Raw genomic sequence first — 14516 nt, forward strand, 5'->3', positions numbered from 1 at the left:
GCGCCCAAGCATAGTTAAGGCCCGGTCATTCTGCTCTGGTCGGTCAGCGTCAGTTGTTGCTCCAGTGCCTTCTCCAGTTCAAGGATGGCGAAGCTGCTCGCCTTGCAGCGGCGTTTGATCTCGTCCACCGGCAACGCTTGCAGGCAGGCCTGTTCCAGAGCGTCGCAACTGTCGATCAGGCGTGACGCCTGGGCAATGCGCGCGGCGCCTTTGATCTTGTGCGCCATCTCGGCCAGAGCCTGGTGATCCCGCCCCGGGGACAACGCCAGCAGATCCTGACGGTCAAGCCGACTGCTGTTGAGCAGTTCGGTCAGCAGTCGGCGGGTCTGAGCGGGGTTTCCTCCTGTCAGGGCGTGCAACCCTTGCAGATTGAACGCAGGCGAAATGAGCGCTGGCCGGACACTGTCGACCCATTGGCTCAAGGCACTCAGGCTCAGTGGTTTGAACAGGCACTCGTTCATGCCGGCCTGCTTGCAGCGAAGCACCTCTTCCGGTTGGGCATTGGCGGTAAACCCCAGCACGGTGCAGGTGGGGCGCTGCGTGAGTTTTTCGTGGCGCCGGATCGCTCGGGTCAGTTCATAGCCATTCATGACGGGCATGTTGCAATCGGCGATGACCAGATCGAATGCACCGTTTTTCCATTGTTCCAATGCGCTCTGGCCTTCTTCGGCGATGCTGAAGTGGTGCCCCAGGAACTCGAGTTGCTGACACATCAGCAGGCGATTGGCCGGATGATCGTCGACCACCAGAACGTTCAGCGGGGCAAGGGCGGTCTGGATCTGCGGTTCGTGTTTTCGGCCTGTCACTTCCGCGGGCAGGATAGCCAGCGGCAGCGACACACTTACCTGTGTACCGATCCCGGGCTGGCTACTCAATTGCAACTGACCTCCCATCATCTCGCACAGGCTGCGGCTGATGACCAGTCCCAGCCCGGCGCCACTGATTGCCCGATCCCTGCCTTGGCAGGCCTGGGCGAAAGGTTCGAACAGCCGTTGCTGATCCTCGGCAGAGATGCCGATGCCGCTGTCCTGAACCGTCAGTTGTACCTGCGAGACATCGGGAACATCGCTGGCCAGCAGTTCCAGCGTGATCCTGATCTGGCCTTTTTCGGTGAACTTGATGGCATTGCTGATCAGGTTCGACAGCACCTGTTTGAAGCGCAAGGGATCCAGGTGTACGTCGACGTTGAGTTCGGGAGGGGAGACGTTCACCACCAGCGTCAGCCGTTTCTGCCGGGCCAGGCCTTCGAAGATCCTGACGACCGAGGTGATGGTTTCGATAAGGTTGACCCGCTCGGGGCTCAGGCTCAGGCGCCCGGACTCGATCCGGGCGATATCCAGAATGTCGCCGATCAGCCCCAGCAGATCCTTGGCCGAACTGTAGGCGGTTTCGATGCTGGAGCGGTCCGGATGCACTTTGTCCATGCGCTTGAGGGTCAGTTCGAGCATGCCGATGACCGCGTTCATCGGTGTACGTATTTCGTGGCTCATGGTCGCCAGGAAAGTACTCTTGGCCCGGTTGGCATCATCCGCGCGTTCCTTGGCAGCACGAAGTTCGTCGAGCAGCTCGTGACGTTCACTGATGTCGATCCAGCCGCCGATGATCCCCTGGACATCGCCGCCGGAGTCGCGGTAAGGCAGGATCCAGTGATAAATCGTCAGGCGCCGGTTGCCGATATGCAACGGCCGGTCGAGCACCAGCGGCCTGCCCTCGGTCACCACCCGTTGATAGTCGGCCTGATAGGCGCGGGCTTCGAAGGCATTGTTCAGGGCACCTTCCATCACACTCTTGCCGATGACGTCTTCGCGCCGGGCATTGAAGGCTTCGAGGTAACTGTCGTTGCAGCTTTGCAGCAGGCCCTGTCGATCTCGCACATAGATCGGGTGGGGCGTGCCATTGACCAGCGAACGCATGAACTCCAGTTGATCGTTCAAGGCGCGTTCGGCCGATTGGCGCTGTTTGATCTGGCGACGCATGTAGGCATTCCAGAGCAGCGACAGCAGCAAGAGCAGGCTGGCGCCCACGATCACCTGATAGAACAAGCGTCGATACTGATGCCAGGTGCCTTGCGAAAGGCTGGAGTAGCCCCGCCAGCGACCGTTGATGATGCCCAGTTCTTCGGGCGTTATGCTCATCAGCGTCTTGTCGATGATCGAGCCCAGTTCCGTGTTGTCCCGGGCGGTTGCCAGGGAAAAGGCTGCCTGCCGTGTGCCGATGGTGGTGGTGATCTGCAAGGGCTGCTCGAAGATGTGTGAGGCGATGAAATAGTTGGCGATCACCAGCGAGTTCACCGCGCCCTCGACCTGACCTTCGTCGAGCAATGCCACCGCACTGAAGGTGTCCGGGGTTTCGATCAACTGGATGTAAGGAAACTCGCGGCGCAGGTACTCGATCATCGGGTTGCCCTGGGCGATGGCCAGACGCTTGCGCTTGAGCTGGCCCAGGTGCGTCGGACTGTCGGCAGCCTTTCGAGTCAGCAGGACGTAGGAGTTTTCAAGGTAGGGGCGGCTGAACTTGAGCGTTTCCTCGCGCAGGGCGGTTGGCAGCAGGGCGGCGATCAGGTCGGCCTGATGGTTTTCGATCTGCTTGATCATCTCGGCATCGCTGCGGCTGCGGCGGACTTCGAAGCGCAGGCCGGTGCGCAAGCGGATGAGTTCGAGCAGGTCGGCGCTGATGCCGCGAAAGTTGCCATCGGTATCAAAGAAGCTCAGGGGCGCAAAGGCCTCGTTGACGACCACGCTCACCACCGGGTGTTTTTTCAGCCATTGTTCTTCGCGATGGGTCAGTTGCAGTTTCTGATCGGTCAGCAAGGTATCGCTGCCGGCACTCCAGCGTTTGGCGATGTTTTCCCGCTCGCTGCCCGGGACGGCCTTGAGCACGCTATCGATGATGCCCAGCAGTTGAGGATTGTCGCGGCGTACGGCAAAGCTGAAACCGTGGGCCTCGTGCTTGCCGAAATTGGCCATGCGGATGTTGTTCAGATACCCCTTGCTGATCATGTAGTGGGTGGAAATGGTGTCGCCGAGAAACACGTCCGCCTGATCGAAAGCGACCGCGTTGATTGCGTTCTGGTACGACGGATAGGACGTGATGAGGGCCTTGGGATACAGGGCCTTGACCTCGTCCAGCGGCAGATAGTGATACAGCATGCTCAGCCGCAGGCCGGCCAGGCCATCGGTCAGTGAGCGGGTTTCACCGACGCGGGTGACCAGTACCGGTTGATCGATGGCGTAAGGGCTGGACAGCACGATGTCGGCGTTTTCCGCCTCCAGTCCGTTGGACGTACCGAGCATGTCGATGCTGCCATCGATCAATGCCCGTATCGCGGCGTCCCGTGTGGCAAAGCGCTTGACCTTGACCGGAAGACGGGTTGTCTGGCCAATGAGCCCGGCATAATCGGCCGTGAAACCTTCGTAGTCGCGGCCGCTGGCGGTCATGTCAAAAGGCGGATAGTCGGGAGCGGACGTGCCCAGAATCAACTCATTGCGATTGTGCAACCAGTCCCGTTGCGAATGTTCAAGCAGGACCGGCAGCAACTTGTCGGACGAACGACTGAGCAGGGCCAGGTCTTGTGAAGTGACGGGCGTGGCTGTTGCATGAGCACTTAAACCAAGGCATGCACTCAATACAATCAGACAGGTTTTCAAGCGACTGGGCATGTTGGCTCTCACACGAGTGCGTTACGTTTGGCCATTTCGATAAGTTCTACAAGGGACTTGGCTTTGAGTTTCTGCATCAGGCGTTTTTTATAAGTGCTGACGGTCTTGTTGCTGAGGAACATGCCTTTGGCAATTTCCTTGTTTGTGCGACCTTGGGCAAATAGTTGCAATACCATTAATTCCCGGTCGTTGACGGCTTTGAATAGTTCCAGTTCCGTGTAACGCACATCATCGCTGCGAACCGGGTTCAGTGCCTGACTGGGAAAGTAGTTGTAACCGGATAGAACAGCCTTGATGGCACTGACCAGTTCGCTGAGGTCTTCCTGTTTGCAGACATAACCCGACGCGCCGGATTGCATGCAACGAATGCCGAACAGTGTCGGGCACTGTGCGGTCAGTACCAGTGTCTTGAACGGCGAACTCATGGCATTGAAGCGGGCAAGGACTTCCAGGCCGTCAAGCTTTGGAATACTGATGTCGAGGATGATCAGGTCAGGCGCGCATTCGCGGACCATTTGCATGGCATCGACCCCGTTATCGGTTTCACCGACGACTTTGTAGCCTTCATGTTCCAATAGCATTCGAACGGCAAGACGGATAACCGGATGATCATCGACGATAAAAACGGAGTTCATAATAAAGTCCCATGCGAGCGCGAATAAAGGGCGCACCTTAGCTCAGATGGATGAGCGGTCGCATGAACCGACAGTGCCTCAGTGGCAATCTAGGATTATTCCTACATATAAAGAAGAATGAGACTACGCGTGAACTAGTTTTGGCGTAGGTAGAGGGAGTGGGGCGTTAATTGAGTCTCGTCAATGGAACGCCGTGCATTATTGAAAGGCCTGGCTGTTTAATATTTATAGGATGTTAAGGGGCTTCGGTTTTTTTGTTTCAGTGATTCTTTTCGATATTTGGACGATGCATATAAAGAAAAATCGGAACCTGCAACAGACCCTGTCCTGAATTCTGTCTTGTGTGATGCGTGCGCCCGACCGATCAGCGCCTGACCGGTCGGAGCACGAGGCATCATTGGCTGGAGCGGCCTGTCATTTCCTGGGCCATGTCGCTGGCGTAACTGTCAGTCATGCCCGCGATGAAGTCGATCATGCGCAGGAACGATGCGTGCAACGGGCCGTGCGGATCCGGTGCATTGTTGCCCAGCAAGTCGAGGATTCTGCGGCTCTTGAACGACGGCGTACGGCCGTTGTGCTGTTCCAGGGCCGCGCCGCAGAACGCGTTGAGCAGAATTTCCAGTGTCGTGTAGGCACCAATCTCGTGCAGCGTCTTGCGCTTGTCCTGGAAGATCTTTCGGCGGGCGATGTCCTTGGCGTTCAAGACGCAACGTTTGGCCGGGCCATGCATGTGCTCCACGAGGTCCCCGTGCAGCGTACCCGCCAGCAGTGCGTCCTGTTGCTCGACGAAGGCCCGGGCGGCGGCGTTGGTCAGGTGCTCGATGGCCTTGCCCCGCAGGATCGCCAGTTTGCGCCGGCGCGAATCCTGAGGGCCCAGCAGGCGATAGGTTTCCGGCAGATCGTCGCCGACCAGGCCCAGCAGCAGCGACTCGACCTCGGCGTAGTCCAGCAGCTCCATCTCCAGGCCATCTTCCAGATCGATCAGCGCATAGCAGATGTCATCTGCGGCCTCCATCAGATACACCAGCGGATGACGTGCCCAGCGCTGCTCTTCGAGTTGCGGCAGGCCCAGTTTGTGGGCGATCTGTTCCAGCAGTGGCAACTCGCTCTGATAACAACCGAACTTGTGTTTCTTGTAGCCGAGGGAGTCGGCGTGACGCGCGGTCCACGGGTACTTCAGATAGGTGCCGAGAGTCGCATAGGTCAACCGGGTGCCGCCGTCGAACTGGTGATATTCCAGTTGCGTGAGGACACGGAAGCCTTGGGCATTGCCCTCGAAATTCAGGAAATCACCGCGCTCGGCGTCACTCATCGCATCCAGCCAGCCGCGCCCGGCAGCCTGCTGGAACCAGTGACGAATGGCGTCTTCGCCGGAATGGCCAAACGGCGGGTTACCGATGTCGTGGGCCAGGCAGGCGGACTGAACGACCATGCCCAGATCGCTCGGCTCGCACCACTCGGGCAGATCGCGACGCAGGGTTTCACCGACGCGCATGCCCAGCGAACGACCGACGCAACTGACTTCCAGCGAATGGGTCAGACGCGTGTGGATGTGGTCGTTGCTCGATACAGGGTGCACTTGGGTCTTGCGGCCCAGGCGGCGGAAGGCGCCAGAGAAAATGATGCGGTCATGGTCTTTGTGGAACGGGCTGCGGCCGAGTTCCTGCGGACTGTGCAGCGGCTTGCCGAGACGTTCGCGGTTGAGCAGGGTTTGCCAATCCAAGGCTGATTCTCTCCGTCGGGTGACTGGTGCCCTAGCTTCCCGGTTCGAGCGAGTGTCTGCAAGCGCAACTACAGTCCGGCAGCGTCAATGTCGATCAACAGCAGGCGTTCGCCATTGTCGAAGAATTGCCCGGCGGTCAGGCAATACTGGTTGCTGGTGGCATCGCGGTAGGTGTTGGAAAGCGTCAGCCGCCGTTCTTCCCAGCCTTCGGCCAGCAGGTGGTAGAAGTAGGGGCGCCACGACCAGTTGTGGCCCAGGTAGCGGTTGTCGGCGACCCAGCCGCTTTGGCGCCATTCCAGATTCGGGGTCAGTTGCGTGCCCTGGCGGTCGCACTGATAAAACCGCAGCAACCACGGAAAGGCATCGAGTTGCGGCAAGGCACTGAGCGGCGCGCGAGCCTGAGCCCAGGTCTGCAGGATTGTCATCAACTCGCCGAGCTGTTGGCGCATCGACATCAACTTGCCGCGCTCAGTGAGCTTCTGCTTCACATAGGCCTGGCGCAGTTCAGCGAAGCGCTGGACGAACGCATCCGTCGCAAAGAAAGCCTCCTGCGCCCGGGCGAACAGAAAACCCTGCACGTAACGCGAGCCGCACTCCAGCGCGAAATTCAGCTGCGCTTCGGTCTCCACGCCTTCAGCGATGATCCAGCAGCCGGTTTTTTCGGCCATCTGTGCCAGCGCCTTGACCACATCGCTGCTGGGCCCGCCGAGCGCGGCGGCCTGGAACAGGCGCATGTCGAGCTTGAGGATGTCCGGTTGCAATGCGAGCACACGATCAAGTTGTGAGTATCCAGCGCCGAAATCGTCGATGGCGATTCGCGCCCCGGCATCGCGATAGCGCGCGACCACTTCAGACAGACGCTGACTGTTACCGCCGAGCTCGGTGATCTCGAAGACAATCCGCTGCGGGTCGACGCCATGCCGGGCGAGTTGTTTGAGGCTCGGCAGCGCCTGGTCGGCGCGCAGACGGCTGATCCAGCGCGGCGACATGTTCAGGCTGAGAAACCAGTCCGGTGGCGCTTCGTGCAATCGGCTCAGCGCATTGTCGCGAACCTGCCGGTCGAGGCGGCGCAACGCGGTGGCTGGCGTTCGTGGATCGGCGAACAGCGGCCCGACCGATGTCAGTTGCCCTTGCGCCTGGCGCAGACGGCCCAGCGCTTCGACGCCTGCAATGCGTCCGGTGGCGGTATCGATGAAAGGCTGAAAGCAGGCGAGCGGTTGCCCGTCGATCACGGGGCCTCCTTGGTCGTTGTTGTTCGGGTGGGATCCTGCCGGCCGGATAGACGAGCGGGATTGAATCTCCGGATGAAGAGATTCAATCCCGCCAGCACTGCAAGAATGCAGCCAGATGTGCAGCTCAGCGCTTGCTGGTGTTCTGCATGACCAGTTTGATCAGCGGAGCAAGGCTGGTGCCGAGACGGATCAACCGACTCAGACCGCCGACGCCTCCACTCTTGGCACCTTTGCCGGTGAGGAAGCCCAGCAGCGTCACGGCGGCCACGCCCCACAACGGCGCGTGCTTGATGCCGAAACCGTCCTGCAGGTTTTGCGTCATGCCACGCATGCGTTGCAAGGGTTGCAGGACCTGGCCGGCTTCGTGACGGATTTCCTGACGATGCATTTCCATGCGCAGACGGATCAGGGCCTTGCGCATTTCCTGGCGCGAGCTGTTTTGCGGAAGTTCAGGCAGGCTCATGGCAGCAGGCGCTCCCGGTCGTTGGCCAGCTCTTCCAGGGTGCCGTGGAAGGGCGAGGATTCATCGAAGATCGCAGCCTTGAGACGCAGCGCGCAGAAGATCGCCGCCAGGGTGTAGAACACGCACAGGCCGATGATCGCGGCGAGACGATACGTGTCCCAGAACACGATCAGGACGAGGGTCGACAGGCCGACCAGCAACAGCAATGCAAACACCAGCGCCAGGCCTGCAAACAGCAACAGGCTGACGGTGCGTGCCTTCTGCTCCTGCAGTTCGATGCCGAACAGTTCGACATGACTGTGCAACAGACCAAGGACGGCTGCGCCCAGGCGCCGCGTGGAGGAAGTGGTGCCCGAAGTCGGGCCGGATTCACCGATCGACATGATCAGCGCCGCGTGGCCAGCAGGCCAATCAGAAAGCCCACGCCCGCCGCGATACCCACCGATTGCCACGGGTTGGCCGAGACATAATCTTCAGTGGCGGTGACCGCTGCCTGACCGCGCTCGCGCAGGGTGTCTTCGGTCAGTTTCAGGGTTTCCCGTGCGCGCAGCAGACTTTCGTGGATCTGTTCGCGCAACTCATCCGCCTGATCACCGGCCAGCGTGGCGGTGTGTTCCAGCAACCGTTCGGTGTCGCTGACCAGGGTCTGGAAGTCGTTCATCAGGATTTCTTGAGCAGTCTTTGCCTTGGTGCTGGCCATGGGGAATCTCCGTAAGTGGCTGTCTGAAACGGCTTCTGAAACTTTCGAGTATGAGCCTTGCGTGAAGGTTCAGTACAAATGACTGGTACATCTTTTGCTGTGTCGTGGTGCGTCACCGGACAGCAGTGCGCTGTTGCCGGGCGCGAAGCCGGGAAATCATAGCCCGGATGACACGGGTTCATATCAGGACATCGACCTTGTGCGCCAAAGCGGTTCGCCGGACCAGTGGATCGGTGACTGCGCGGTCGCAACTTGGTGCATGAAATGTCTGCATGAACCGCTTTGGTGCCTTTTTCAGCCTTGGGTCTGCCTCTTCATGGAAAATCTGCAAAGCGCTGTGGATACGCTCGTTCACAGTTCCAACACGTTGTTCATTCTGATCGGTGCGGTCATGGTGTTGGCCATGCACGCCGGTTTCGCCTTTCTGGAGGTCGGAACGGTTCGCCAGAAGAATCAGGTCAACGCCTTGTCGAAGATCCTCAGCGACTTCGCGGTGTCGACGCTGGCCTATTTCTTTATAGGCTATTGGATTTCGTACGGGGTGACGTTCCTGCAACCGGCGGCGGTGCTCAGCGCCGATCATGGTTACGGGCTGGTGAAGTTTTTCTTCCTGCTGACCTTTGCGGCAGCGATTCCGGCGATCATTTCCGGGGGCATAGCCGAGCGGGCACGGTTCGTTCCGCAATTGTGCGCGACGGCGCTGATCGTGGCGTTCATCTATCCGTTTTTCGAGGGCATGATCTGGAACGGCAACTTCGGTCTGCAAGCCTGGCTGGCGGCGCGGTTCGGTGCATCCTTCCATGACTTCGCCGGTTCCGTGGTGGTTCACGCCATGGGAGGCTGGCTGGCGCTGGCGGCGGTGCTGTTGCTCGGCCCGCGTAATGGCCGCTATCGCGATGGCCGGCTGGTGGCATTCGCACCGTCGAGCATTCCGTTTCTGGCGCTGGGATCGTGGATCCTGATCGTCGGCTGGTTCGGCTTCAACGTGATGAGCGCGCAAACCTTGCAGGGTGTCAGTGGTCTGGTGGCGGTTAATTCGTTGATGGCGATGGTGGGCGGTACCGTGGCGGCGTTGATCGTCGGGCGCAATGACCCGGGCTTTCTGCACAACGGCCCGTTGGCCGGTCTGGTGGCGGTGTGTGCCGGCTCCGACCTGATGCACCCGGTGGGCGCGCTGGTGACCGGTGCGATTGCGGGCGCCCTGTTTGTCTGGTGCTTCACGGCGGCGCAGGTCAAATGGCGGATCGACGACGTGCTGGGTGTCTGGCCGCTGCACGGCTTGTGTGGCGTGTGGGGTGGCATCGCCTGCGGGATCTTCGGCTCGACCGCGTTGGGCGGGCTCGGTGGCGTCAGCCTGATCAGCCAGTTGATCGGCACGGCGTTGGGCGTGTTGGTGGCGCTGGTCGGTGGCTTCGCCGTCTACGGTTCGATCAAGGCGCTGCATGGTCTGCGCCTGAGTCAGGAACAGGAGTATTACGGCGCTGATCTGTCGCTGCACAAGATTGGCGCGGTAAGTCAGGACTAAGTCTCTTCATCTTCGGCACCCGGGTAGAAGCCATGCAGCAGGCGATAGCGGTCGATGCGCACCCGATCGACTTTCTCCTGCACCTGGTGTGCCGGCAGACCGAGCAGAATCAAGGCATGGGACGCGAGCATCAGGCTTGATTCCAACAGCTCCGGCACCACTTCGCTGGCGCCGGCGGCTTTCAGTTCGGCCCACTGACTGTCATCGCGGGTGCGCACCAGAATCGGCACCTTCGAGTTGAGTCGCCGGGCTTCCTTGAGCACCCGCAACGCCACATCGCTTTTATCCACGGCAATCACCAGCAGCCTTGCGCGCAGCAAACCGACGGCAGTCAGCAGGTCGCCGCGTGCCGAGTCGCCGTAATGCACGTCGCGTTCGACGGTGGCGGCCTCCTGTATACGTACGGGGTCGTTATCCAGGGCGATGTAAGGTTGCCCGGCATTGCGCATGAAGCGTCCGATCGACTGACCGACACGACCGTAACCGCAGATCACCACATGCTGATCGAGTCCGGCATTGAGGGCGCTGATGTGTTCGATCTGTGCTTCCTGATTGGGTTTGCGGTGCAGGGCGGCGGCGATACGCGGTGCTGCACGCAACATCAGCGGCGTCAGCAGCATCGAGCAGAATGTGGCAGCGAGGAGCAGCGCGCCGAGTTCGGCGGGCATCAACCGGTTCTGCTGCATCTGCGCCATCAGGGCGAAACAGAACTCGCCGCCCTGAGCCAGCGCCAGGCCGCTGCGCCACGCGGTTTCATTGTCGTTGCCGCGCCATTTCACCAGCAGCGCCACCACTGAACCCTTGATCACCAGCAAACCCAGGGTCATGGCGAGTATCAGCAGGCTGTGGCTGGCAAACAATTGCAGGTCGATCAGCATGCCGATGCTGACGAAGAACAGGCCGAGCAGGATGTCGCGGAACGGCCGGATATCGGCTTCGATCTGATGCCGATAATGACTTTCCCCCAGCAGCATGCCGGCCAGGAAGGCGCCGAGGGCAGGGGACAGGCCGAGCAGGTGAGTCAGCCACGCCGTGAGCAACACGATCACCAGCGCCAGCAGCACGAACAGCTCGGCCGAACGCGAGGCCGCCACCTCCTGAAACAGACGTGGCAACAGCCAGCGACTGGCCAGCAGCAAGCCGATGAACAGCACAACCGTCTTGAGCAGTGTCAGCGGCAACGCCCAATACCAGGCCTGATCGCTGCTACCGGCGAAGACGGGTACCAGCGTCAGCAACAACACGGCCACCACATCCTGAAACAACAGGACACCCACGGCGTTCTGGCCGTGGCTGCTGAAGATTTCGCCGAGGCTGCCCAGTTCCTTGGTGACGATCGCCGTGGATGAAAGCGAAAGCCCCGCGCCGAGCAGCAGCGCCGGGGTGAGGGGCATGCCCAGCAGCATCAGCATACTTCCCAGCAGCGCTGTGCTGATCAGCACCTGTTGGCTGCCCAGACGGAAAACCACCTGGCGCAGCGCAATCATTTTCGACAGGGAGAATTCCAGCCCCAGCGAAAACAGCAGAAACACCACACCCAGCTCGGCAAGGTCCGGCAGGTGTTCACTCTCGTTGATCCAGTCGAACGCCTTCGGTCCGACCATCAGTCCGACGCACAGGTAGCCCAGCACTGGCGGCAGGCGCAGGCGGCGGAACAGGGCAATCATCACCAGGGACGAGGCAAGAATGATCAACAGATTGGCAAACACAAAACACTCCGGCGGCAGGGTCAGGCTCTTCAAGCGTAGAGGCAAAAAACACCGGAGCATGCTGGAAAACGCATTTGTGCGGGCTGATTTGAGTCAGGGTTTTGCGAGGATAAACCCGCTCGATGGCTTGAAGCCTTTGATGGGTCGACGGGTTCACAGGTGAGGCCTAAAATGGCCAATCAAATTTTGGGATTGAACGCGCATGCTTCCTGAATGCCAGTTGTTCGGCACCCTGGGGTGCCATCTGTGTGAAGTCGCTGAAGCCGAGCTGATGCCGTTTGTCGAGCATGGCCTGCTGGTGGAACTGGTGGACATTGCTGATGATGAGTCCTGGTTCGAGGCCTACAGCCTGCGGATTCCTGTGCTGCGCCGGGTCGATACCGGGGCGGAGCTGGGGTGGCCGTTCAGCGCCGATCAGGTTGTGGCATTCCTGCGTTAGCCTTTTCCCTCGACGTTGTTCCGACCTGGCCATTCATCGCGACGGTCATCGATCCTTGGCACTCTCGGGTTTATTCGGTTACTGTATGTTCATACAGTAATTGAGTGGGCTCGTCGTGCTGTGTCCTTTTGGGGCATCAGGCAGGGCAGCCAGGACGTCAGAGGGATGAACCGTGGTCAATGTCGAACAGTTGAAAAGCAGCGTGAACCGGATGTCGGTTGACGTGGTGCGCGAAGCCGTCCACGAATTGCGCCTGGACGGTCTGGTCACGGAAGGCAAGACGCCGTTCAACAAGCTGCATTTCAATACCTGTTTTGCCGAGATCGAGGCGTTGTTCCAGCGCGCCGGTTATCACAAGCAACTGGATGTGGTGGGTTATCAGGGCTTGTTGTACGCCTTGTACGATCCGGGCCGCTGGGAGGCCGTCGATGTATTGCGCTGGCTGAAGGAATTCACTGAGGCGGCGGCCCTCAAATCGATTCCCGCCTGATTCTGCGCTAGGTCTGCTGCGTCCCGTGTTGGATAATGCCGCTCTGCCTTGAGGGTTCGAGTTCTCCGTATGTCCAGCACATCTACATTTTCCGCCGCACAGAATCAGGCCAGCACGCTTTATCTGCCCCCCGGCGACTGGCGGACAGTGTTCGATTGTCTGTGTGATCACTTCAGTGCCATCGGACGCGATCAATGGCTGGACCGGATTGCCCGAGGCCGGGTGCTGGATGGTGAAGGCCAGCCGATTGCGCTGGACTTGCCGTACAAGGAAGGCCTGCGCATCCATTACTTTCGCGAAGTGCCGGATGAAAAGCCGATTCCGGTGTTCGAGTCGATTCTCTATGCGGACGAGCACCTGGTTGTCGCGGACAAACCCCATTTCCTGCCGGTGACGCCAGCGGGGGAGTACGTGGAGCAAACGCTGCTGCGCCGGTTGATTCGCCGACTGGACAACCCGCACCTGGTGCCGCTGCACCGGATTGACCGGCACACCGCCGGGTTGGTGATTTTTTCGGCCAATCCTCAGACGCGCTCGGCGTATCAGTCATTGTTCCCGACACGGCAAATCGAAAAACGCTACGAAGCCATCGCTGCTGCATTGCCGGGGCTGGATTTTCCATTGGTGCACAAGAGCCGCATGGTCGATGGCGAGCCGTTTTTCCGTATGCAGGAAGGCCCAGGTGTCAGCAACACCGAAACGGCAGTGGAAGTGCGGGAAAAGAACGGTGACCTCTGGCGCTACGGCCTGTATCCGGTGACCGGCAAGAAACACCAGTTGCGGGTGCATATGACGTCGCTGGGCGCCAGCATCTGCAACGATCCGTTCTATCCCGAGGTGCTGAAGGACGTTGAGGATGATTACGCCAAACCGCTCAAGCTTCTGGCGCAGGGTTTGCGGTTCATCGATCCGGTCACGGGTCAGGCGCGTGAATTTGAAAGCCGGATCACGCTGGACTGGTGATCCATAGCGCAATCCACTTTCTACCGCCCACGAAAAAGCCCGCAAAATGCGGGCTTTTTTGTATCTGGCGTCGCTTACAGCTCTTTAACGGTGCGAACCTGATCTTTGTTGATGCGAGTCTGCTTGCCGTCCAGTTGTTCGAATTCGTAGAAGCCCGAATCCTTGTCGTATTTAGGCGAGTCGACGGCCTGGATTTCGCGACCGTCATTCAAGGTGATCACAGTTGGCGAAGCGCAACCGGCGAGGGTGGCCAGGCCCAGTGCGAGCATGAAAGTGGCGAGAGTCCGTTGAGTCATGTGTTTGTCTCCGAAGGGAATTCTTTTGGTTACTGAGCTTGTAGACGTATACAAGGCGTGAGAGTTCCTTGAACGCGGTCAGTCTGACACAGTGTTATGAGAGCTTAACAGTTCCGGGGTATTGAGATTGGCCAGCCGTGGGTCGTTGTCCGGGCAAGTCAGGGCCTGGGCGCCAAGGCTGCGCATGAGCCGGCCAGGGCTGCGCTCCCCCTCGTGCCAGGCCTCTTCGAATGCGTGCAGAAGCGCCACGGGAATCACGCAAAGCAGCGGTTCCCAGTGCTCGTCGTGACGCAGCATCAGAGGATTTTCAGGGTGCAGGCTGGCGACCTCGCGCATGCTCTGCAACAAGGGAAGGTCGATTCGCGGTACGTCGCATGGCAACACCAGCAGATGCGTATGGCGGGCGGCTCGCAAACCTGCACGAATACCGGCCAATGGTCCGGGAAAATCTTCCTCGTCATCCGAGACCAATTGATCGGCAAAGGGTGCATAGCGTTCGCGATTGCGGTTGCAGGAAATGATCAGGTCGTCGGTCAGCGGACGAACCTTGTGCTGCAAATGAGCGATCAGTGGTTCCCCGTGCCATTCGATCAGCCCCTTGTCCTGACCGCCCATGCGCTGGCCTCGTCCACCGGCCAGCAACAGGACGGAGCAGGGCGGCAATCGGGTATTGGAAGTCATG

At 59.8% G+C, this 14516-nt stretch carries 14 protein-coding genes; 4 read left to right on the top strand and 10 right to left on the bottom strand.

All coding sequences use genetic code 11. The features are described 5' to 3' along the window. Window positions 1–14: 14 nt before the first annotated feature. The 7 genes from AC1RME_RS22980 to AC1RME_RS23010 form a co-directional block, all read right to left on the bottom strand. Entirely contained in the window at window positions 15–3659 is a 3645-nt protein-coding gene (locus tag AC1RME_RS22980) for a transporter substrate-binding domain-containing protein (protein WP_096821085.1), read from the bottom strand. A gap of 8 nt (window positions 3660–3667) precedes the next feature. Further along, a complete protein-coding gene (locus AC1RME_RS22985; protein ID WP_096821086.1) occupies window positions 3668–4294 on the bottom strand; it encodes a response regulator transcription factor in 627 nt (208 codons plus the stop codon). 394 nt (window positions 4295–4688) lie between these two features. Beyond that, window positions 4689–6017 (bottom strand): deoxyguanosinetriphosphate triphosphohydrolase, encoded by a 1329-nt coding sequence (locus AC1RME_RS22990; protein ID WP_096821087.1) that lies wholly within the window; start codon window positions 6015–6017, stop codon window positions 4689–4691. 68 nt (window positions 6018–6085) lie between these two features. Beyond that, complete coding sequence (locus tag AC1RME_RS22995) at window positions 6086–7249, bottom strand: EAL domain-containing protein (protein WP_096821088.1); 1164 nt, start codon at window positions 7247–7249, stop codon at window positions 6086–6088. Between the two features lie 124 nt (window positions 7250–7373). After that, window positions 7374–7712, bottom strand: a complete 339-nt coding sequence (locus tag AC1RME_RS23000; protein ID WP_096821089.1) for a hypothetical protein — start codon at window positions 7710–7712, stop codon at window positions 7374–7376. Further along, window positions 7709–8095, bottom strand: a complete 387-nt coding sequence (locus tag AC1RME_RS23005) for a phage holin family protein (protein WP_096821090.1) — start codon at window positions 8093–8095, stop codon at window positions 7709–7711. Before AC1RME_RS23005 ends, AC1RME_RS23000 begins: the two co-directional genes overlap by 4 nt. Before the next feature lie 2 nt (window positions 8096–8097). Next, window positions 8098–8412: an ElaB/YgaM/YqjD family protein gene (locus tag AC1RME_RS23010; protein WP_085710739.1), complete on the bottom strand. Its 315-nt coding sequence runs from the start codon at window positions 8410–8412 to the stop codon at window positions 8098–8100. Between the two features lie 316 nt (window positions 8413–8728). Between AC1RME_RS23010 and AC1RME_RS23015 the strand changes: the two genes are divergently transcribed. After that, the gene (locus tag AC1RME_RS23015) at window positions 8729–9937 is read left to right on the top strand and encodes an ammonium transporter (RefSeq protein ID WP_096821150.1); all 1209 of its coding nucleotides are present in this window, start codon (window positions 8729–8731) and stop codon (window positions 9935–9937) included. Here AC1RME_RS23015 and AC1RME_RS23020 read toward each other — a convergent pair. Continuing rightward, window positions 9934–11646, bottom strand: coding sequence for a cation:proton antiporter (locus AC1RME_RS23020; RefSeq protein WP_096821091.1), 1713 nt, complete (start codon window positions 11644–11646; stop codon window positions 9934–9936). The two genes, AC1RME_RS23015 and AC1RME_RS23020, sit on opposite strands and share 4 nt — an antisense overlap. Window positions 11647–11848: 202 nt before the next feature. Here AC1RME_RS23020 and AC1RME_RS23025 point away from each other — a divergent pair, with 202 nt between their 5' ends. The 3 genes from AC1RME_RS23025 to AC1RME_RS23035 all read left to right on the top strand — a co-directional run bounded on the left by AC1RME_RS23025 (window position 11849) and on the right by AC1RME_RS23035 (window position 13538). Further along, a complete protein-coding gene (locus tag AC1RME_RS23025; protein WP_007955734.1) occupies window positions 11849–12085 on the top strand; it encodes a glutaredoxin family protein in 237 nt (78 codons plus the stop codon). A 172-nt stretch (window positions 12086–12257) separates the two neighbouring features. Continuing rightward, a complete protein-coding gene (locus AC1RME_RS23030) occupies window positions 12258–12575 on the top strand; it encodes a transcriptional regulator (RefSeq protein ID WP_085730606.1) in 318 nt (105 codons plus the stop codon). Window positions 12576–12644: 69 nt separating this feature from the next. Continuing rightward, window positions 12645–13538: a pseudouridine synthase gene (locus AC1RME_RS23035; protein WP_096821092.1), complete on the top strand. Its 894-nt coding sequence runs from the start codon at window positions 12645–12647 to the stop codon at window positions 13536–13538. A gap of 74 nt (window positions 13539–13612) precedes the next feature. On the opposite strand, the gene AC1RME_RS23040 is transcribed toward AC1RME_RS23035, so the two are convergent. Then, window positions 13613–13834: a YgdI/YgdR family lipoprotein gene (locus AC1RME_RS23040; protein ID WP_085710733.1), complete on the bottom strand. Its 222-nt coding sequence runs from the start codon at window positions 13832–13834 to the stop codon at window positions 13613–13615. 78 nt (window positions 13835–13912) lie between these two features. Beyond that, window positions 13913–14515: a molybdenum cofactor guanylyltransferase MobA gene (gene mobA, locus AC1RME_RS23045; protein WP_493091771.1), complete on the bottom strand. Its 603-nt coding sequence runs from the start codon at window positions 14513–14515 to the stop codon at window positions 13913–13915. Window position 14516: the final 1 nt, after the last annotated feature.

Source organism: Pseudomonas sp. GW822-FHT03F08 (genome assembly GCF_058801265.1).